The organism is Bacillus cereus group sp. BfR-BA-01310 (genome assembly GCF_022664325.1).
GTDB classification, from domain to species: Bacteria; Bacillota; Bacilli; order Bacillales; family Bacillaceae_G; genus Bacillus_A; species Bacillus_A paramycoides.
The window spans coordinates 935,708-957,539 of sequence record NZ_JAKUHD010000001.1; the positions used below are offsets into that span (position 1 = coordinate 935,708).

Genomic DNA, 21,832 nt, shown 5'->3' on the forward strand with positions numbered 1-21,832 from the left:
TATGGAGAGCGATTTTCTCTAAGAAATTATGCTTTTAATTTTGACATTGCAATTTCAGCCGCTACAATTGTCGCTTCAATATCTGCATCACTATGTGCTGTCGATAAGAATAAACCTTCAAATTGAGAAGGTGGTAAAAATACACCTTGTTCTACCATTTCACGATAGTAAGCTGCAAAGAATTCTAAATTCGAAGATTTTGCTGCATCGTAATTGATTACAGGCTCACCTGTAAAGAAAATACCAATCATAGAGCCTGCGCGGTTAACATGATGAGGAATGCCATGTTTTTCAGCCGCTTTACGTAATCCAGCCTCTAACATTTCTGCTTTACGCTCAAATTCCACGTACGATTCTGGTGTTAACTGTACTAACGTTTCATAACCTGCTGCCATTGCAAGTGGATTACCTGATAATGTACCCGCTTGGTAAATCGGTCCGCTTGGCGCAACCTGACGCATAATTTCTGCTTTACCACCGTATGCTCCTACCGGTAAACCCCCACCGATTACTTTACCTAAACAAGTTAAATCAGGTGTTACGCCGTAGTAACCTTGTCCACAGTTGTAAGCAACGCGGAATCCTGTCATTACTTCATCAAAAATAAGCAGTGAACCGTTTTGCTCTGTCACTTCACGAAGTCCTTCTAAAAATCCTGGTTGCGGAGGAACAACACCCATATTCCCTGCCACTGGTTCTACAATTACACAAGCGATGTCATCACCGAATTGTTCGAAAGCATATTTTACACTTTCTAAATCGTTATACGCTACTGTAATCGTATTTTTCGCTACACCTTCTGGTACACCAGGGCTATCTGGTAAACCTAACGTCGCTACACCCGAACCTGCTTTAATTAATAAAGAATCACCGTGACCGTGATAACAACCAATGAATTTCAAAATTTTGTTACGCCCTGTATAACCACGTGCTAAACGTAGCGCACTCATTGTCGCCTCTGTTCCAGAGTTAACCATACGTACAATCTCAATCGATGGCACGCGCTCAATAACAAGTTTTGCTAGTTTATTTTCAATTTCTGTTGGTGCACCAAAGCTTGTTCCTTTTTCAGCAACAGCTTTTAAAGCCTCAACAACACGATCGTTCGCATGACCATGAATTAAAGGTCCCCACGATAATACGTAATCGATGTATTCATTACCATCGATATCATATACTTTAGAGCCTTTTCCACGCTCCATAAACAACGGATTCATACCAACAGACTTAAAAGCACGAACAGGGCTATTTACGCCTCCAGGCATTAAATCTTGAGCCTCTTCAAATGCTGCAATCGATTTATCAAACTTTTTCATTATTTAGCGCCCCCTTCTTGTAACCATCTTGCTGCGTCTTTCGCATGATACGTAATAATTAAGTCTGCTCCTGCGCGCTTCATGCTTATTAATTTCTCTAATACAACTTCTTTTTCGTTAATCCAGCCATTTTGTGCTGCTGCTTTAATCATAGAATATTCACCACTTACATTGTAAGCTACGACTGGTAAGTTAAAGTTATTTTTCACATCACGAACAATATCTAAGTAAGAAAGAGCTGGTTTTACAATTAAGAAGTCGGCCCCTTCCATTACATCTGATTCTGCTTCACGGAATGCTTCCATACGATTTGCTGGGTCCATTTGATATGTTTTACGATCACCGAACTGCGGTGCACCATGTGCTGCATCACGGAATGGTCCGTAAAATGCTGATGAATATTTCACAGCGTACGACATAACTGGTACGTGTGAAAAACCATTTTCATCTAACGCGTGACGAATTGCCGTTACAAATCCATCCATCATATTAGATGGAGCAATAATGTCTGCTCCTGCTTTCGCTTGGCTTACAGCTGTTTTTGCAAGAACTGCAAGAGACTCATCATTTAAAATAACGCCATCTTCAATAACACCGCAATGACCATGGCTTGTGAATTGGCATAAACATGTATCTGCAACTACTACTAGCTCAGGGAACTCATCTTTAATTTGTTTAATTGCAAGTTGTACAATTCCATGCTCACAATATGCTGATGACCCAACTTCATCCTTTTCAGCAGGTAAACCAAATACAATAACAGAACGAATACCTAAATCAACAACTTCTTGCATTTCAGCTTGCAATAAATCTAAAGAGATTTGATATACGCCTGGCATAGAAGGAACTTCATTACGAGTATTTTCTCCTTCTAATACAAAAATAGGGTAAATAAAATCTTCTGTATGTAAAAAAGTTTCACGCACAAGCGCACGCATGCCCCCGCTTTGTCTTAAACGACGATGACGATTAAATTGTAAAGAATTCATAGATTTCTATCCCCATTCTTTTATTTTGATTATGCATGTAAAGTAGATTCACAAATGCAGTGTATTAACGATTCTATTGTGTATTCTTCCGGTACGATAACATCTGAGAAATAGCTCCTTGCCTCTTTTGCTGTTATCGGTCCTATACAAGCAATTGTACATTTTTTTGTCCATTCTCTCCAGTTTGTACCCTCGAGTAAATGAACAAAACTATCAACAGTTGAAGGGCTCGTAAATGTAATAATATTTACTTTCCCTAATTTCAATGCAGTTATAAGCTCTTGCTTTTTCCCTACATTCGCTTTCGTACCGTATACGATTAGCTCATCTAGAAAAACACCAAACTCCCTTAACTTTACTGGGATTACATCTCTTGCTAAGTTCCCTTTCGGAAATAAAATGCGTTCGTTTCCACTTAACTCTTTTACAAACTCCTCTGCAAATGCCTCAGCGACAAATGACGATGGAACAAAATGAACTTCATATCCTCTTTTTTCCAACTCTAATTTTGTTTTCACACCTACTGCAGCAATTTTAATAGCTAAAGGTATTTTCTTTCTCAAACCATCCAGAAAAAAAGTCACACCATTTTTACTCGTAAAAATAACCCAGTCATACGAATGTAGTTGCCTTGCTGCACGTTGAATTTGTTGCTGAGATGTGCCTTCCATACGCAAAAGCGGAATTTCCAATGGAATTCCGCTCCTTTCTTTCACCGCTACACTCATTTGTTTCGCTTGATGCTGGGCACGTGTAATCAATACTGTTTTGCCAGCGAGAGCATCCATATTTATTGTTGCTCCTTATTTGCAGCAAGGATGAGCTCTTTTGCTCCTTGTTTAATTAAACGGTCTGCAGCTTCTAATCCTACTTGCTCTGGATCAGTTCCTAATACTGTCTCTTTCAATAAAACAGAACCGTCCATAGAACCGACAAGCGCAGTTAATTCAATTGCATCATTTTCTTTAAGGGTTGCATATCCAGCGATTGGAACTTGGCATCCACCTTCAAGTTTATGAAGGAATACTCGCTCTGCTGCCACTGTTTTTTCTGTTACTGCATCATTAATATGTGATAACAACTCCAGTAAATCCTTATCGTCTTCACGACACTCAATCGCTAATGCACCTTGTCCTACGGCTGGTACACATAACGTTTCATCTAAATGTTCTGTAATAACTTCATCATCCCAGCCCATTCTCTGTAATCCAGCTGTCGCTAAAATAATTGCATCGTAATCTTCATCTTTCAACTTACGTAAGCGTGTATCGATGTTTCCACGAATCCACTTCACTTGTAAATCTGGTCTCGCAGCTAGTAGTTGTGCACTACGTCTCAAGCTACTCGTCCCTAATATCGCCCCTTCCGCTAAGTCTTTAAACGATTCTCCGTTTTTAGAAATAAAAGCATCACGAGGGTCAACACGCTTTGGTGTACAACCAATCATTAATCCTTCTGGCAGTACAGCCGGCATATCTTTCATACTATGTACAGCCATATCAATTTCTTTCGTCAGTAACGCGTGTTCAATTTCCTTTACAAATAAACCTTTTCCGCCTACTTTTGAAAGAGTAACGTCTAAAATAACATCACCTTTTGTAACGATTTCTTTCACTTCAAATTCATATGGTAAGCCGAACGCTTTTAACTGATCGATAAACCAATTTGTTTGTGTTAATGCTAGTTTACTCTTTCGTGAACCTACAATAATTTTGCGCATAATTCTCTCTCCTCATTATAAATACCAAAAGTGGAAATTAGATAAACTGCTTAATAGAAAAATGTTAACTAGCATTACGAGAAATGCCCCGATATTCCACTGCACAATTTTCTTACCTTGCAACACATCTGCCGCTCGTAAATATAAGCCTGCACAATATGTAAATAGGACGACAAAAGACCCGATTACTTTCGTATCATACCAATGGAAATTATCCAACTTTGTATATCCCCATATGCACCCTAATATAATTGCTAATAAGAAAAACGGAACAGAAAATAAATTTAATCCATAAGACATAGATTCAAGCTTCGGCAAATTTCCTAATCTTCTTAATCTCGCATTCCATTTTTTCTTTTTTAATAGCCGATATTGCAATAAATACATAATAGAAAAAATAAACGATACAGTAAACGTTGCATAGGAAATAATCGCCATACCGACATGCACGTATACAAGTTCTGACACTAATTGTTCTGCAAGTACTGGCGACATCTTTCCAAGCGGTGTAAAAATAGAAAAAGCGCTTACGCCAAATGCGACAACGTTTGTAAAAAAGACTAAAAAGTCAATTCGCATAAATCGATTAATGATTAATGACATCGTAATCAATAACCAAACATAAAAATAAATCCCTGATAATAAAGTCAAAATGGGATTCGTTTCTGAATCAGTAGCCCTAAGCAACATAAAAATAGACTGCAGAACCCATACAATCGAAAGTAACCAAAAAGCAAATCGATTCGCCTTTCGGTTACTTTGGAAATAATCTATAAAATATAAACTAATGCTACAAGCATATAAAATAATTGCAATATGATAAATAATACTGTTATTTAAAAAACTCATCCGATCATCCTTCCAAATTATAAAGATGGAACGGATGGTGTCCACGCTCTTTTATGTTCTACTTCTTCCGTATCTTCTGCGGTTTCTTCCGCTTCTAAATCAAAAATCTTCGCAAATAGAGCTAATTTTTCGTCAGCTCCCTCTTCAGCAGCTAGTTCTTTAGCTACTAAAATTGGGTCTTTTAACAATTGATTAATAATACTTTTCGTATGTTTACTAATTACTTTTTTCTCACGATCACTAAGAGTTGGTATTTTTCGCTCAAGACTTTCCATCGTGTCACTTTGAATTGCTAGCGCTTTATCACGAAGAGCCGATATTAACGGCACAACACCAAGCGTACTTAACCACGTTTTAAATAACACAATTTCCTCTTCAATCATAAATTGGATTTTCTCTGCTTCTTTCAAACGTTCAGCACGGTTTGCTTCCACTACACCTTGCAGATCATCGATATCATATAAGAAAGAACCTTCTAGTTCATCAATTGCAGGATCAATATCACGTGGTACTGCAATGTCAACCATAAATAACGGACGACCAGAGCGCATTTTCTCTACTTTCGTCATCATCTCTTTCGTAATGACATATTCTGATGCACCAGTTGAACTAATTAAAATATCTGCTTCTAATAATGCACATTGCAATTCACTTAAAGGCTTTGCATGTCCCATATATTTCTCAGCCATCACTTCCGCTTTCGTAAGCGTCCTATTCATAACTGTTACTTTACGAGCTCCACTTCCGTATAAGTTTTGCAATGCAAGTTCACCCATCTTACCAGCACCAAGAATAAGTACATGACAATCTGTTAACTCGCCAAATATTTTCTTTCCAAGCTCAACAGCAGCATAACTAACAGACATCGCACTTCCACCAATTGTCGTTTCTGAGTGCGCACGTTTTGCTAATGTAACCACTTGCTTAAACAGTTCATTAAAAATTGTACCTGTCGCTTTTACTTGTTGTGCTTCTAAAAAGCTATCTTTTATCTGACCTAAAATCTGTGTCTCTCCAACAACCATGGAATCTAAACCGCATGTTACGCGGAATAAATGATCTATTGCGCCATCTTGTTCAAAAATAGACAAGTATGGTGCGACTTCTTCTATTTCAAGCTGAAACCAATCAGCTAAAAACTTCTTAATGTAATATCGTCCCGTGTGTAATTGATCCACAACAGCGTAAATCTCAGTGCGATTACAAGTTGATACAATGACATTTTCTAGCACGCTCTTTTGATTTTGTAATGTAGTCATTGCTTGCTCTAGCTCTGCTGCCTGAAATGTGAGTTTCTCACGAAATTCTACAGGGGCTGTTCGATAATTTACACTAACAACAAGAATATGCACGCAGCATGTCCCCCTTCACCCGTTTTATCACTTTATCTACTATCATAATACAACTTTCCTCTTATGAATCTGACAATCGTGTGAACAATCGATTGTTTTTATATATTCTCCGTATGTAGTACAGGAGATTCAGTAAATCTTATGAAATAACTTTCTACTTTATAATAATTATAAAATAATAACTCTATTTGTACGTTACCAAAAAAAGTCCTCATAATCAAGTGATGGAAACTATTCCATATTAATTATACCATCATCTTTTCTATCTTCTTTCATAACGAAGGAAAATATGTATGATTGTTCCAAAATATAGCACTCACTTTCTCAATACAATGTATTTGACATTGTATTTCTTTTTCGTTATATTAATTTTACAAAATTAAATTGTGCACAACCTAAAAAGAAAGGAGTTACTCATGAAAAAAGATTCTTTGCATCTAGATAAACAACTTTGTTTTTCTATTTACGCTTGTTCAAGAGAAGTTACCCGTTTTTACCGACCATATTTAGAAGAAATGGGCATTACGTACCCCCAGTACATTACTTTACTCGTACTATGGGAACAAGACGGACTAACAGTAAAAGAAATTGGAGAACGTCTATTTTTAGATTCTGGTACTTTAACACCTATGTTAAAACGGATGGAATCATTAAAACTTGTAAAACGTGTTCGTTCAAAGGAAGACGAGCGAAAAGTTTGTATCGAATTAACGGAACAAGGTAAAGATTTAAAAGAAAAGGCTTGTTCATTACCGACAACGATGGCTACAAATTTAGGAATTACAGAACAAGAATATCGTTCTTTATTAATCCAATTAAATAAATTAATTGAAACCATGAAAATAATTAATGATAGAAAAGGGGAATAAACATGGATAAATTATATACAGCTTCAGTAACAGCAACAGGTGGACGAAATGGGAAAGTAGTTTCAGATGATGGCATATTAAATCTTGATGTGAAAATGCCAAAGGCACTAGGTGGCGCAGGCGGAGAGGCAACAAATCCAGAACAACTATTTGCAGCTGGTTATGCAGCTTGCTTTGATAGTGCATTACAACTTGTCATTCGTACAAAACGTGTGAAAGTGGAAAGTACAGAAGTTACTGCACACGTTTCTATCGGGAAAGATACAGATGGTGGTTTCGGACTATCTGCTGTACTTGATGTACATGTCGCTGGCGTTTCTCATGCCGAAGCACAAGAACTTGTAGAAGCTGCTCACGGTGTATGTCCTTACTCTAAAGCAACAAGAGGAAATATTGAAGTTACATTAAACGTACGCTAAAAAGTTACGTAAATAAAAAAACGCGCGACATTCGTCACGCGTTTTTTGTTTTTGTCATTTTATGAATTGCTTTCCATGCCTCTTCTTTTCCAAGTCCTGTTTCAGAAGAGAATAGAACGATTTCATCGCCAATTTCAACAGCAAGCGTTTCTTTTACAACTTTTAAATGCTTTTGCCATTTCCCTTTCGGAATTTTATCGGCCTTCGTTGCAATAATGATTGTTGGGATTTCATAATGCTTTAAGAAATCATACATCATCACGTCATCTTTTGTTGGTTGGTGACGTAAATCAACTACTAATACAGCAGCGTCTAATTGCTCACGTGTTGTAAAGTACGTTTCAATCATCTTACCCCATGCCGCACGCTCCGATTTAGATACTTTCGCATATCCATAACCTGGAACGTCAACAAAATGCATCATTTCATTGATTAAGAAAAAGTTCAGCGTTTGCGTTTTTCCTGGTTTAGAAGAAATACGTACTAACTTTTTACGATTTAAAATTTTATTAATAAAGGAAGACTTCCCGACATTAGAACGACCTGCCAAGGCAATTTCTGGTAAATCACTGTCTGGATATTGTTCCGGTTTCACGGCACTAATTACAATATCTGCTTTTGTTACTTTCATTGTTTCACTCCTACTAATGCGTGCTCCAATACTTCGTCTAAATGAGATGCAAGCACAAACGTAAGGTTTTCTTTTACGCTCTCTGGAATATCATCTAAATCTTTCTCGTTCTCTGCTGGCAAAATAATTTTTGTTAAGCCTGCGCGGTGAGCACTTAATGTTTTTTCTTTCAAACCACCAATTGGTAATACACGACCACGAAGTGTAATTTCACCTGTCATACCAACTTCTTTACTTACAGGAATACCTGTTAGTGCCGAAATAAGTGCCGTTGCCATCGTAATACCTGCTGACGGTCCATCTTTTGGAACTGCTCCTTCTGGAACATGAATATGAATATCGTTTTTCTCATGGAAATCTGGATCGATATGAAGCTCTTCTGCACGAGAACGAATATAGCTAAACGCTGCTTGTGCGGATTCTTTCATAACATCCCCAAGTTTTCCTGTTAAAATTAATTTCCCTTTTCCTGGTGCTACAGACACTTCAATTGCAAGTGTATCTCCACCAGCTGCTGTGTATGCTAAACCTGTCGCCATACCAACTTGGTCTGTTTTTTCAGCTTGCCCATAACGGAATATGTGCTTACCAAGTAAATCAACAACATTTTTCTCCGTTACAACAATGCGCTTGCGTTCTGCTGTAACAATAATTTTTGCTGCTTTACGACAAACTTTTGCAATTTGACGCTCTAACGTACGAACACCAGCCTCGCGCGTATAATAACGAATAATTTCAAGAAGCGCTTCATCACGCACTTGTAAATTACCTTTTCGTAAGCCGTGCTCTTTTAATTGTTTCGGCAGTAAATGCTCACGAGCAATGTGCACCTTTTCAAGTTCTGTATAACCAGCAATCGAAATGATTTCCATTCGATCCAGAAGAGGGCCTGGAACACTTGCAAGTGTATTCGCAGTTGCAACGAACATAACTTTTGATAAATCATATGGCTCTTCAATGTAATGATCACTGAAGTTATGATTTTGTTCTGGATCTAACACTTCAAGTAATGCCGCTGATGGATCTCCCCTGAAATCGTTAGACATTTTATCAATCTCATCTAATAAGAAGACTGGATTAACTGTTTTCGCCTTTTTCATACCTTGAATAATACGTCCTGGCATCGCTCCTACATATGTACGACGGTGACCACGAATTTCAGATTCATCACGTACACCACCAAGAGATACACGAACAAAATTACGATTCAATGATGTTGCAATCGAACGCGCTAACGAAGTTTTCCCGACCCCAGGAGGTCCTACTAAGCAAAGGATAGGTCCTTTTAATGAATTCGTTAACTTCTGTACAGCTAAATATTCAAGTACGCGCTCTTTCACTTTTTCAAGACCGTAATGATCTTTGTTCAAAATCTCTTCAGAATGAGCAAGATCAATTAAATCTTCTGTCGCTTCAGTCCACGGAAGTGCTAATAACCAATCAATATAATTGCGAATAACACCGCTCTCCGCAGAACTTGCTGGCAACTTTTCATAGCGATCTAATTCTTTCAGTGCAGCCTTCGTTGTTTCTTCAGGCATTCCTGACTGTTCAATTTTCTCACGAAGTTCTTCAACTTCCCCGCCCTTGCCTTCTTTATCACCAAGTTCAGTTTGAATCGCCTTCATTTGCTCACGTAGGAAATATTCTTTTTGCGTGCGCTCCATTGAACGTTTCACTTTTTGTCCAATTTTCTTTTCTAGGCTAAGTAATTCTTGTTCATCTTGAATAATTGAAATAAGTGTATGTAATCGTTCTTTCACAGATACAATCTCTAAAATCTCTTGTTTCTGCTTCGTTTTAATCGGCAAGTGAGAAGCAATTAAATCAGCTAGTCTTCCTGGTTCTTCTACATCAGCTACCGTTGCAAATGTTTCATTTGAAACTTTTTTCGAAACTTTAATATATTGTTCGAAATGCTCCAGTAACGTACGCATAAGAGCCTTCTCTTCTAAATCATCTTCTACTTCTTCAGTTACCGTTCTAATAGAAACTTTTACTACATTTTCTTCTTCAATAAACTCTATTACTTCTGCTCTATGTAAACCTTCTACAAGGACACGAAGCGTACCGTTCGGCAATTTTAACATTTGCTTCACTTTCGCCACTGTACCTACACTATATATGTCATCATCTTTCGGATCGTCGATATTCATTTCTTTTTGCATTGCTAAAAAGATGATATTTTCATCCATTGCCGCCTGCTCTAGTGCTTGTATCGATTTATCACGTCCTACATCAAGATGCAGAACCATCGTTGGATATACGAGAACGCCTCTTAATGGTAGGAGGGGCACGATTCTTTCGTTCGCATTCATACTAGACATAGCACCTCCATAATAAATTAAACTCCTGTTCAACTATTTTATATTACAATACATCTAGATGCAATTGCAGAGATTCTTCGTAATTGTAAATCCCCTGTTTTTTTCTGCCTCATGAAAAGAAAAAGAACTCCGCTTAAGCATACAAACTTAAACGAAGTCTGGCAAATTTTATTATTATTTATTCTCACATTGATTGTGCATCTGTTTCGTCCAAAGTATTATGTACATCAAGCTCACGATGCTTGTTTTCCTGCATAAATGTTAGCTCAAATACTTCTTTTAGTTTGCGAACGGGAATGATTTCAATTCCCTTAATAGTATACAAAAATGGTTGCATGTTTTCCGCAGGAATGATGACTTTCTTAGCTCCTGCTTTTTTCGCAGCTTTTATTTTTGCGTACACACCACCAATAGGCTTCACCTCTCCGTGGATACTTATCTCACCTGTCATCGCTACTTCATTGTTCACATACGTACGATGCACCGCTGAATAGACACCTGTTGCCATAGCAATTCCTGCCGAAGGACCATCAATCGGGATACCACCTGGAAAATTAATATGTATATCATACCCTTCTGGCAACACATCTAGAGAACGAAGTACTGTTAACACATTATCAACAGAACCTTTCGCCATACTTTTTCGACGAATCGATTTCGTTTGGCTACCAATACTTTCCTCTTCTACAATTCCAGTTACATTTACTGACCCTTTATCTTTCGCAGGAATAGCTGTTACCTCAATTTCTAATAACGCGCCTGTATTCGGTCCATATACAGCAAGCCCGTTTACAAGACCAATCCTTGGAATTGGATAAATACGTTTTTCGTACTTTGGTGTAAGTTGACTCGAGTGAACAACCCACTCAATATCTTCATCTTTAATGAAAGAACGTTCTTCATTTATCGCCATACCAGTAGAAATTTGCACGAGATTAATTGCTTCCCGTCCATTTCTTGCATACATTCCAATCATTTCAATACCGTTTTCACCTATTTGCATTTCCACCTTATCAGCTGCATTTTTAGCTACCTTTTGGATTTCTTCTGTATCTAATTCACGGAAGAACACTTCTAAACAACGCGACCGAATTGCAGGTGGAATCTCCTCTGGTGAACGTGTCGTTGCACCAACTAGGCGAAAATCTGCTGGTAAACCTTTTTGAAAAATATCATGTATATACGTTGGGATCATCGAATTTTCTTCACTATAGTACGCACTTTCCAAAAATACTTTCCGATCTTCTAACACCTTTAGCATTTTGTTCATTTGAATCGGATGTAATTCACCAATCTCATCAATGAACAAAATACCACCATGCGCATCTGTTACAGCCCCTTTTTTCGGTTGTGGGATACCCGCTTGCCCCATTGCACCCGCTCCTTGATAGATCGGATCATGCACTGAACCAATTAAAGGATCTGCAATACCACGTTCATCAAACCTAGCTGTCGTCGCATCAAGTTCGATAAATGTTGCATTCGTACGAAATGGAGATTTCGGATTTCGTTTTGCTTCTTCTAATACAAGGCGTGCTGCCGCTGTCTTTCCGACACCTGGCGGACCATATATGATCACATGTTGCGGATTAGGACCACAAAGAGCCGCTTTTAACGACTTAATTCCGTCTTCTTGCCCTACAATGTCTAAAAAGGATGTAGGACGTACCTTTTCCGCAAGTGGCTCTGTTAAAGAAATCTCACGCATTTTACGAAGTTGCTCTAATTCTTTTTTCGATTCTCGATCAATTGAAACTTTTTGTGTTCGCTGATTTCGAAGTAAATGCCAAAAATACAATCCGACAATTACGCCAAAAACAAGTTGAACAAGTAAAAATATATTTGTCCAGCTCATAATTCATTTCCTCCCGCTATGTTTTATCTTTTAGTATTTCCTGGGAGGAATAGTGCTAAACATAAAGAAAAACAGCAATTATAAAAATTGCTGTTTCTCCTTCACATTATGCAGATGTTTTTGTATCAAGTACAGTACCATCTTGTAACACCAATTTCGGTGGCTCATTATCAGCTACTGTTTCTTTTGTAAGAATACACTTCTCGATATCTTTGCGAGATGGAAGTTCGAACATTACATCAAGCATTAAGCCTTCAATAATTGAACGAAGTCCACGAGCACCTGTTTTACGTTCAATTGCTTTTTTCGCAATCTCAATCAGTGCACCTTCTTCAAACTCTAACTCAACATCGTCAAGCTCCAATAGTTTTTGGAATTGCTTAACAAGTGCGTTTTTGGGTTTAGTTAAAATATCTACAAGAGCATCTTCATCAAGCGGCTCTAGGTTCGCAATAACTGGAAGACGACCGATAAACTCCGGAATTAAACCGAATCTTAAAAGGTCCTCTGGTAAAACGTGAGATAAAACATGCTTCTCGTTTACATCAGCATTTTTCTTCTCAGAACCAAATCCAATTACTTTTTCACCAAGGCGGCGTTTAATAATTGGCTCGATGCCATCAAACGCTCCACCACAAATGAATAAGATATTCGTTGTATCAATTTGAATAAACTCTTGATGCGGGTGCTTACGGCCACCTTGAGGCGGAACGCTTGCTACAGTACCTTCTAAAATTTTCAGAAGTGCCTGCTGTACACCTTCACCAGATACATCACGTGTAATTGATGGATTTTCGGACTTACGTGCCACTTTATCAATCTCATCAATATAAATGATTCCTTTTTCCGCTTTCTCTACATCATAATCAGCCGCTTGGATTAATTTTAGTAAGATGTTTTCTACATCTTCCCCAACATATCCAGCTTCTGTTAAAGATGTTGCGTCCGCGATCGCAAATGGAACATTTAAAATACGCGCTAATGTTTGTGCCAATAATGTTTTACCACTACCAGTTGGCCCAATAAGTGAAATATTACTCTTCGCTAATTCTACATCATCAATTTTGCTGTTAGAATTAATGCGTTTGTAATGGTTATATACCGCTACCGCTAGTGCTTTTTTCGCGTTATCTTGTCCGATGACATACTCATCTAAGATTTCACGAATTTCTACCGGTTTCGGTACATCTTTGAATTCTACTTCTTCATCCTTCGCAAGCTCCTCTTGTACAATTTCAGTACAAAGCTCGATACACTCGTCACAAATGTAAACACCTGGACCTGCAACTAACTTACGAACTTGCGTCTGTGTTTTACCACAGAAAGAACATTTTAATTGCCCTTTTTCATCATTAAATTTAAACATATTTTCACACCCCTTACAAAGTGCTAACCTCTTGCCTTCGTATGTACACGATAAATGTATCGTATGTAAATACATATTATGTCACTACGCGGCGAGAAATACAAATAATATGACTAGTTATGTACAGATAAAATTTTTTGAAACTTTTGAAATATGTATATTCGACTTATAAAGGAACTTTTCCTTCTTCATCGAAAAGTTTTATAAATATATTTCTATATTTATAAAACAAGGCACGATTAAAATCGCGCCTTGTTATTTTATTATGCAGCTTTGCTGTTGTCTACTAAGAAGTCTACAGCTTTACGCACTTTAAGATCTTCAGATAAAGCGTCTACACTTCCAAGAGCTTGCTTGATAGCGTCTACTGGCATACCGTACATTTCAGCCATTTTTTCAACTTCTGCAGTTACTTCTTCTTCAGTAACTTCGATGTTTTCAGCTTCAATGATAGCTTCAAGAACAAGGTTGATTCTTACACGTTTTTGTGCATCCTCTTTCATTTGCTCTTTTAATTTGTCAGCGTCAGTACCTGTGAATTGGTAGTAAAGCTCAAGGTTCATACCTTGTTGGCTTAAACGTTGCTCGAATTCACGAACCATACGATCTAACTCTGTGTCGATCATAGCTTCTGGAATGTCGATTTCAGCGTTAGCAGCAGCTAATTCTACTACTTCGTCACGTACTTTGTGCTCAGCTTCGTGCTTTTTGCCTTCTTCTAAGTTTGTGCGAAGTTTTGCTTTTAATTCATCAAGAGTTGCAACCGCTTCGTCAGCTTCTTTAGCGAACTCGTCGTTTAACTCAGGAAGTTCTTTTGTTTTGATTTCGTGAATTGTTACTTTGAATGTTGCTGGTTTACCAGCTAATTCAGCAGCATGGTACTCTTCTGGGAATGATACTTCAACTTCTTTAGAATCACCAGATTTAAGACCAATTACTTGCTCTTCGAAACCTGGGATGAAAGTACCAGAACCGATTGCAAGAGAATAGTTTTCGCCTTTTCCGCCTTCAAATGCTTCGCCATCAACGAAACCTTCGAAGTCGATTACAGCTGTATCACCGTTTTCAACAGTTCCCTCTTCTTTAACAACTAGTTCAGCTTGACGCTCTTGTAAAGCTTTTACTTCGTTCTCTACATCTTCGTCAGTTACAGTTGTTTCAACTTTTTCTACTGCTAAACCTTTGTAATCACCTAATTTAACTTCAGGTTTTACTGTAACTTTTGCAGTGAAAATTAAGTTTTGGCCTTTTTCGAATTTCTCGATGTCAATCTCAGGATGAGCAACTGGGAAGATACCAGCTTCATCGATTGCTTCACCGTATGCTTTTGGCAAGATGATATCTAAAGCATCTTGGTATAAAGATTCAATACCAAAGCGTTGTTCGAATAATGGACGAGGCATTTTTCCTTTACGGAAACCTGGTACATTAATTGTTTTTACTACTTTTTTGAATGCAGCGTCGATAGAGTTGTTTACTTCTTTAGCATCAACTTCGATTGTTAAAACGCCAACGTTACCTTCTAATTTTTCCCATTTTGTAGACATTTATTCTTTCCCTCCAACTATAATAATGTATGCACATACCTCTATAGATTAAGATTTTTATTATCTCTTTTTTGAAATAACAAATGTACAAATAATCCTCTAGCAAAAGCTTTCAGATATAAAGTTCCAATCTACTAATTGTCTAAAAGACAACTACGGTATATTTTGTTCGAGACTAATATGAAACATATTAAGTAAGAGAATTATACTCCTCTTCTCTTACAAACAGGCAGTTTTCTGCCTTTTGCAACCCTTACATTATAACATAGAATATGCTCGTTTCAATAACTGAACGATTCTTTTTCATAATTATACGGGCAAATACCCTTCTCTTTCAACGCGTAGTAACCATTGATAAGCAATATGAAATTCCTCAAACTCGATATTGTATGCTGTCATAAGTTCTTCTTCATCAATAGCCAATCCGAAACGCTTTCTTCCAATTCTCTCTATGACGGCAGCCCAAATTTCTACTTTATCCATTAATAGAGGGAATGGGAAAATGCTAATTTGTAATTCTTTCCAGTATGTAACCATTGTATCAAATATATCTGGATAACTTTGCTCTAATCGGCTTGATAATTTATGTATAATTTTATCGGATTGCTCCTCATTATGACCTGTAAATGCTGGTATCACCTTTATCGTATTTCCAAACTTCTCTACTTCTATCTCTTCTTCTATTTGATTTTCTACCATTTTATACAAAATAGAAGTTTTTAAATACGGGTGCTGATCTTCGTCTATTAAAAATTTCTTTAAAGCAGGAAGTGCGAGATCAAGATCTTTTAACGAAAGCTTCTGAATTACCCTTAATTTTTGACCAAAGTTTTCTCCAAAAAGTTCATCGGTAAATCCTCCCAATTCAAAATTCGAATCCACTAGCGGTATATCTCCCTCATCCAGCATCCCTTGCGCAAACAAAGCAAGCTGCGCTAGTTTTTCCTTTTGCTCTGGAATTATATCTTTCGTTTGCAAAACTTCCTCAACAGTTTCGATAACACCTTCATAATCATTTGTTTGAACTAAAATAGTTACATACGTTTCAAGAATATCACCAAATAATACAGCTCCTGTTTCAAGCAACTGCTCACATTTTTCTTTCGCTTCTTCCATACGTTTTAATTCTAGCAAACAAATAACTGAAGCTAATTCTGTTTGTTCCGTTTCTGCATTATACTGACGTAATATTTCAAAGCAGCGCAATGCATCTTCGAATTTTCGCTCTTTCAGCGCTAAAAAACCTTCGTCAATATAGCGTTCTGATAGTTGCGGAAACAATACGACCGTATTTTCTTTTTTATCCATACGTCCGCCTCTTTTTCTAGATTTTAATTATCTTCACAGTAAATATATCAAATGCGTAATGAGAACACAACATTCCAAAACTGTTTATTTGAAATATAGGAATATTTAATTTTTACAACAAAAAATCAACAAACTGTTACATAAAATTCATTTTTTCATAAACAAAAACCCTCAGCAACAGACGCAGAGGATTCATCATTAATGGAAAGCTTTTATAATTGTGGGATATATAACAAGGGTAATAATTTGGAGAACAATAATTGCCATAACAATCATGCTAAAAAAGAAGATTGGTTTACTTCGCTTCATTAAAAACATAATAATAAGCATTGTACAAGCAAACAAACTTAAGAAGAACAAACTTGTTGTCGAACTAAGTATACCACTCGGGACAAAGAACAATAAAACTACACTACAAGTACCTATAATTCCGAATAACCATTCCATTCATTCACTCATTCCCTTTCCCTCTCATGGCAGTTTTTCTAAGCTACTAAATGTTTTACAACGTCAATTACATACGTTAATTTCTCATATGCTACAAATCCAAACGCTACTGTTAAACCTGTTACGATTAATCCTTTCATCATCTCTTCCTCCTCATTTATCGTTGTTATCTTCATTATAGAGGATTCGTAATGTGTTACCATCGAACTTCCTTACACTTACCTTACAGAATTGTAAGATTTCAAAAAAGACAAACAAAAAACCTTGTTATCAAAAGATAACAAGGTTTTCTTAGCGTCCCAGGAGAGATTCGAACTCCCGACCGACGGCTTAGAAGGCCGTTGCTCTATCCTGCTGAGCTACTGGGACATGGAGCGGGTGAAGAGAATCGAACTCTCGACCAGAGCTTGGAAGGCTCTTGTTTTACCACTAAACTACACCCGCATATGTTATTTTATTGTTTGTTTTTAGCGTCGATGTCCTATCGACAATATTTATTATATGTATATCCACACATAAAGTCAACACCTTTTTTAAAAGAGGATAATTTTTCTTATCCTCTTTTAAAAACTGCTTGTTCAACTAGTTGTCCATCTAATGTTTCAAAACGAACTTCCATTTGATTTTCATCCATTTCTAATAAGGCAAATGTTTTTTCTACACGCTGACGTGGTAATAAAACACTTCCTGGATTGATAAATAAAACGCCATCAATGAATTCCGCACCTAATACGTGAGAATGTCCGAAGCATGCAACTTGTGCTCTCACTTCTTCTGCATGGTACGCTAATGTTTGTAATGTCATTTTCACATTATGACGATGTCCATGTACAACTAAGAAACGAATGCCCTCTACGTCAGTTACAATTTCATCTTGAAAGTTAGCATAATCACAATTACCTTTTACAACATCGAAACCTTGCAGCTCTTCATGAGCAGGCGTTAACTCTGAATCACCGCAATGAATCATGACATCTACTTTCCCTTCGTATTTCTCTTTTAACTGCTGTAATTCCTTCACAGAGCTATGACTATCGCTTACGATTAAAGCTTTCATCAATCTCTCTCCCTTACTCTTCTAAAAACCATTCTGGGATTTTTTCTTCTAATTTACGAAGAGCACGCCCACGGTGACTAATTGCGTTTTTCTCATCTGAACTTAGCTCAGCCATCGCTTTTTTATATTCTTCTACATAAAAAATCGGATCGTATCCGAAACCATTTTCCCCGCGGCGCTGTTCTAAAATCTTCCCTTCGCACGTTCCGTTTACAATAACCGGCTCTTTATCCGTTTCAGGGAAGGCAACTGCTAACGCACAGTAAAAACGAGCAGTACGTTTTTCTAAAACGATGTCAGTTAACTCTTGCAAAACTTTATCGATATTCGCTTGATCATCTTTCGGTTCTCCAGCAAAACGAGCTGAATATACACCTGGTTTCCCGTTTAAAGCATCTACAATAAGACCAGAGTCATCCGCAATTACGATGGAATTCAATTGTTTACTAAGACTATCCGCTTTTAAAATTGCGTTTTCTTCAAATGTTTCACCAGTTTCTTCGACTTCTTCAATATGAGGAAAATCGTGTAAAGATTTCACTTCTAAGTCAAATCTCTCAAATAACTCAGCAAACTCACGCACTTTCCCCACGTTTTTTGTCGCTACAACAACTTGCTTCATATTTCCCACCTCTACTCTATATGAGATACGATGTCACCTAACGCTTCTTTTTGCTTTTCAACAAGTTGGAAAATCCCTTGTTCAGCAGCATCAAGTAATTCATTTAATTCCGCTCTACTAAACGTCGCTTCTTCTCCAGTTCCTTGTACTTCAACAAACTGACCTTTTCCAGTCATAATTACGTTCATATCAACGTCTGCTTTAGAATCTTCTATATAGTTTAAATCTAAAACGACACCTTGCTCTTCAACAATCCCTACTGACGTTGCTGCTAAATAATCTTTCACAGGGATTTTAGATACTTTTTCTGCTTGCAATAATTTTTCAAAAGCTAATACCATTGCTACATAAGCACCTGTAATAGAAGCTGTTCTCGTTCCGCCATCCGCTTGAATTACATCACAGTCAATCCACACTGTTCTTTCACCAAGCGCTTCTAAATCAACAACCGCACGTAATGCTCGTCCAATTAAACGCTGGATTTCCATTGTACGACCCGTTACTTTCCCTTTACTTGACTCTCGAATTGTACGTTGCTCTGTCGCACGTGGAATCATTGCATATTCTGCTGTTACCCATCCTTTTCCTTCTCCACGCATAAATGGCGGTACACGCTCTTCAATTGTCGCTGAACAAATTACCTTTGTATCCCCAACTTCAATTAGTACCGATCCTTCTGGATGTTTTAAATAATTTGTATGAATATGTATATGGCGTAGTTCCGCTTGCCCTCTACCATCTACTCGCATAAAAATAACCCCCTCTTAACTACTACTCATTAGTATAGCCAAATTTAAATGTATGATATGTATAACAATAAAAGAAGGGGAACTCAAAAAGCAATTCCCCTTTCTTACATAATTATATCAAATTATTCACGATTAAAAACTACCTGTATTCACGTTTTGTGGACGATCAACAGGTTTTATTAATTTTTCACCTTTCTCATCCATAAGATTCGCTTTACCATTCACTTCAATAGAAACATTTTTTACACCTTGTTTTTCCGTTAAAGATAATACTAACGATTTCAGTACGTAATTTGAAATCATATTTTTGTCTTGATTCGCAAATATATTTTCATTAAAGTTTAATGTAATATTTCCGTTCTCTACTTTTGGATTCGTAATAAGCTTAACCCCTGGATTAAAATCATTTAATAGCGAACCTTGAATCGGACCTTTTACAAGCTCATTCACAATTGTCGAATAATCATTCTCTTTCCCATCTGCAACGCGGCGTGTTACTGGTACATAGTATTGTTTCTTATTACTTTGCGCCATAAAATAAAGTGTAACCGGTTTTGTATTCGTTACATCTGCTACTTGTTCATCATCAAAGTTAATTCCATTTGCACGGCTCACACCTTCACCAAGCGGCGTACCCGCTACAGGCATCTTCGCTAACTTCTCACCATTTATTTGGAACTGCACTTGTTTTATCTCTTTAAATTGCGTCAAAGTCCACGCTACTGATTCAACAATTTGACGCTCTTCTTCTTTTGCATAGTTTTTCATTTCTTTAGAGAAATCAATTACCGCTGTCCCATCTTTCTTCAAATCTAGGGTCATCGTTGTATTTGCTGGGAGAACCGCTCGAAATCCATTCGGCAATAAATCTGTGACTGGTCCATCTTTCACAAGATATTCTAACGTTTGCTGTACAACTTCATTCGCTTTCGGAGTAGGCATTGCAATAGTTTGCGGTACAACATACCCATTTTTATCAACGAGGTATAACTCTCTATTTACTGTTTGCCCTTGTTTATCTTTTTTAGCTGTTTCTTTCTTTTCACCTTCTGTATACGTAACTTTTTTCGGCGGATCAATTTGCTCTTTCGCTTTCTCCTGATTTAATAAGCCACACCCTGTTAATAAAATTGCACTCATAGTAGCACCAACAACCCATTTAAAAGTGGATTTAGGCATGCCATTCCCCCCTAAAATCTAAGTTTGTACTATTATGTATACGAGCTGTTTCATGTTTTAGAACAAGCTATGGCTACTTATACAGAAAAAACCCCTGATTTCTCAGGGGTTCTCTTATATGAATCTACTATTATTCTGTTTCTAAATTAATATGCTTCACATTTTCAATCGGCTGACCGAACCATTTTGAAGCGATTTCTTTAAACAAACCTATTTTACCAGTTGTTAAGAAGAGGTGGTCACTTTGTTCTTCTCCCTCATTTAGCATCTTACTATGGTATAGGATCGTACTTACTTCACGTGCTGTTTCATCACCCGAACTAATTAATTGTACTTGATCTCCCATTACCTTTTTAATAACAGGACCTAAAATAGGATAATGTGTACACCCTAAAATTAGGGTATCAATATCAGTACTTTTCAACGGTTGCAATGTTTCTCTTACAACTTCATATGCCATTTCACTTTCGAAATTCCCGCTCTCTACAAGTTCTACGAAAGGCGGGCACGCTAAACTTTCTACCATAACACGGTTATTAATAGACTTTAGCGCCTCTTCATATGCACCACTTTTCACAGTGCCAATCGTTCCAATAATCCCAACATGATACGTATTTGTCATTTTTAAAGCTGTACGTGATCCAGGATGAATAACTCCAACTACTGGAATTGGTAATTGTTTTTGCATTTCTTCTAACACAACCGCAGTTGCTGTATTACATGCAATAACTAACATTTTGATGTTTAGTTCTAACAAATGTTCTGTCATTTCCCACGTGAATTTACGCACTTCTTCACGAGAACGCGGACCATAAGGGCAACGCGCTGTATCCCCTAAATATATAATACGTTCTTTAGGTAACTGACGAATTAATTCCTTCGCTACTGTTAATCCACCTACTCCTGAATCAATGACACCGATCGCTCTATTCAACTTAATCACCCGTTTTCTCATTCATCATCTTATTTTATGTTTATCAGTATATTTTACACACTTTAAGTTCGCTAACTTAAAATGCCCCTGTATAAAATTTTTCATTTGTACCTGTATAGACCAGGACCTTTTTTATTTTGCTCCTTTTTTTCATAATTTGCAAGACAGAAAAATAACCGACTCTTTTTATAAAAGTCGGCTTCTTTGAAGTGCACCCCGATTGTTAGACACAGTCTAACAATTGGAGGTGCACTTTTTTATGGCTAAATTTTCTTCAAAAGAAAAAATACGAGCGA

20 protein-coding genes and 2 tRNA genes are annotated in these 21,832 nt (G+C 37.2%); 2 read left to right on the plus strand and 20 right to left on the minus strand.

The genetic code is table 11. From position 1 onward, the window contains the following. Nucleotides 1–26: 26 nt before the first annotated feature. Genes hemL through hemA form a run of 6 tightly spaced genes read right to left on the minus strand, consistent with a single transcriptional unit; the run spans nt 27 to nt 6,226 of the window. Nucleotides 27–1,316 (minus strand): glutamate-1-semialdehyde 2,1-aminomutase, encoded by a 1,290-nt coding sequence (gene hemL, locus MR109_RS04910; RefSeq protein ID WP_242271209.1) that lies wholly within the window; start codon nt 1,314–1,316, stop codon nt 27–29. After that, nucleotides 1,316–2,305 carry a porphobilinogen synthase gene (gene hemB / locus MR109_RS04915; protein WP_002173629.1) on the minus strand — a complete coding sequence of 330 codons (990 nt, stop codon included), beginning with the start codon at nt 2,303–2,305 and terminating at the stop codon, nt 1,316–1,318. The genes hemL and hemB overlap by 1 nt, the downstream gene beginning before the upstream one ends. 29 nt (nt 2,306–2,334) lie before the next feature. Then, complete coding sequence (hemD, locus tag MR109_RS04920; RefSeq protein WP_242271210.1) at nt 2,335–3,093, minus strand: uroporphyrinogen-III synthase; 759 nt, start codon at nt 3,091–3,093, stop codon at nt 2,335–2,337. A 2-nt stretch (nt 3,094–3,095) separates the two neighbouring features. Continuing rightward, nucleotides 3,096–4,025: a hydroxymethylbilane synthase gene (hemC, locus tag MR109_RS04925; RefSeq protein ID WP_242271211.1), complete on the minus strand. Its 930-nt coding sequence runs from the start codon at nt 4,023–4,025 to the stop codon at nt 3,096–3,098. 15 nt (nt 4,026–4,040) lie between these two features. Further along, entirely contained in the window at nt 4,041–4,874 is an 834-nt protein-coding gene (locus tag MR109_RS04930) for a cytochrome c biogenesis protein (RefSeq protein WP_002173632.1), read from the minus strand. A gap of 17 nt (nt 4,875–4,891) precedes the next feature. Beyond that, on the minus strand, nt 4,892–6,226 hold the full coding sequence (hemA, locus tag MR109_RS04935) for a glutamyl-tRNA reductase (RefSeq protein WP_048372977.1): 1,335 nt from the start codon (nt 6,224–6,226) through the stop codon (nt 4,892–4,894). A 416-nt stretch (nt 6,227–6,642) separates the two neighbouring features. On the opposite strand from hemA, the gene MR109_RS04940 reads away from it, so the two are divergent. Continuing rightward, nucleotides 6,643–7,095 carry a MarR family winged helix-turn-helix transcriptional regulator gene (locus tag MR109_RS04940; protein WP_025147503.1) on the plus strand — a complete coding sequence of 151 codons (453 nt, stop codon included), beginning with the start codon at nt 6,643–6,645 and terminating at the stop codon, nt 7,093–7,095. Between the two features lie 2 nt (nt 7,096–7,097). Next, entirely contained in the window at nt 7,098–7,514 is a 417-nt protein-coding gene (locus MR109_RS04945; RefSeq protein WP_000359777.1) for an organic hydroperoxide resistance protein, read from the plus strand. A 34-nt stretch (nt 7,515–7,548) separates the two neighbouring features. Here the strand turns inward: MR109_RS04945 and ysxC are convergent, their stop codons facing one another. The 14 genes from ysxC to racE form a co-directional block, all read right to left on the minus strand. Continuing rightward, nucleotides 7,549–8,145: a ribosome biogenesis GTP-binding protein YsxC gene (gene ysxC / locus MR109_RS04950; RefSeq protein WP_048372976.1), complete on the minus strand. Its 597-nt coding sequence runs from the start codon at nt 8,143–8,145 to the stop codon at nt 7,549–7,551. Beyond that, nucleotides 8,142–10,472 carry an endopeptidase La gene (gene lon, locus MR109_RS04955; protein ID WP_098473570.1) on the minus strand — a complete coding sequence of 777 codons (2,331 nt, stop codon included), beginning with the start codon at nt 10,470–10,472 and terminating at the stop codon, nt 8,142–8,144. The genes ysxC and lon overlap by 4 nt, the downstream gene beginning before the upstream one ends. Before the next feature lie 184 nt (nt 10,473–10,656). Then, nucleotides 10,657–12,327, minus strand: a complete 1,671-nt coding sequence (gene lonB, locus MR109_RS04960) for an ATP-dependent protease LonB (protein ID WP_025147506.1) — start codon at nt 12,325–12,327, stop codon at nt 10,657–10,659. Nucleotides 12,328–12,433: 106 nt separating this feature from the next. Continuing rightward, nucleotides 12,434–13,693: an ATP-dependent protease ATP-binding subunit ClpX gene (gene clpX / locus MR109_RS04965; protein ID WP_000472286.1), complete on the minus strand. Its 1,260-nt coding sequence runs from the start codon at nt 13,691–13,693 to the stop codon at nt 12,434–12,436. Between the two features lie 263 nt (nt 13,694–13,956). After that, the gene (gene tig / locus MR109_RS04970; RefSeq protein WP_002173638.1) at nt 13,957–15,240 is read right to left on the minus strand and encodes a trigger factor; all 1,284 of its coding nucleotides are present in this window, start codon (nt 15,238–15,240) and stop codon (nt 13,957–13,959) included. Nucleotides 15,241–15,549: 309 nt separating this feature from the next. Further along, nucleotides 15,550–16,548 carry a hypothetical protein gene (locus tag MR109_RS04975; RefSeq protein ID WP_242271212.1) on the minus strand — a complete coding sequence of 333 codons (999 nt, stop codon included), beginning with the start codon at nt 16,546–16,548 and terminating at the stop codon, nt 15,550–15,552. Nucleotides 16,549–16,746: 198 nt separating this feature from the next. Then, nucleotides 16,747–16,995, minus strand: coding sequence for a hypothetical protein (locus MR109_RS04980; RefSeq protein ID WP_002173640.1), 249 nt, complete (start codon nt 16,993–16,995; stop codon nt 16,747–16,749). Between the two features lie 295 nt (nt 16,996–17,290). Beyond that, nucleotides 17,291–17,364, minus strand: a tRNA-Arg gene (locus MR109_RS04985). A 1-nt stretch (nt 17,365) separates the two neighbouring features. Continuing rightward, nucleotides 17,366–17,439: transfer RNA gene (locus MR109_RS04990), tRNA-Gly, on the minus strand. 109 nt (nt 17,440–17,548) lie between these two features. Then, entirely contained in the window at nt 17,549–18,052 is a 504-nt protein-coding gene (locus MR109_RS04995) for a metallophosphoesterase (protein WP_048372970.1), read from the minus strand. 13 nt (nt 18,053–18,065) lie between these two features. Continuing rightward, the gene (locus MR109_RS05000; RefSeq protein WP_025147510.1) at nt 18,066–18,674 is read right to left on the minus strand and encodes an XTP/dITP diphosphatase; all 609 of its coding nucleotides are present in this window, start codon (nt 18,672–18,674) and stop codon (nt 18,066–18,068) included. 11 nt (nt 18,675–18,685) lie between these two features. Continuing rightward, on the minus strand, nt 18,686–19,423 hold the full coding sequence (gene rph, locus MR109_RS05005) for a ribonuclease PH (protein ID WP_025147511.1): 738 nt from the start codon (nt 19,421–19,423) through the stop codon (nt 18,686–18,688). A 132-nt stretch (nt 19,424–19,555) separates the two neighbouring features. Continuing rightward, the gene (locus tag MR109_RS05010; RefSeq protein WP_071718524.1) at nt 19,556–20,602 is read right to left on the minus strand and encodes a GerMN domain-containing protein; all 1,047 of its coding nucleotides are present in this window, start codon (nt 20,600–20,602) and stop codon (nt 19,556–19,558) included. A gap of 130 nt (nt 20,603–20,732) precedes the next feature. Further along, nucleotides 20,733–21,545, minus strand: coding sequence for a glutamate racemase (racE, locus tag MR109_RS05015; protein WP_002173646.1), 813 nt, complete (start codon nt 21,543–21,545; stop codon nt 20,733–20,735). Between the last annotated feature and the right edge of the window lie 287 nt (nt 21,546–21,832).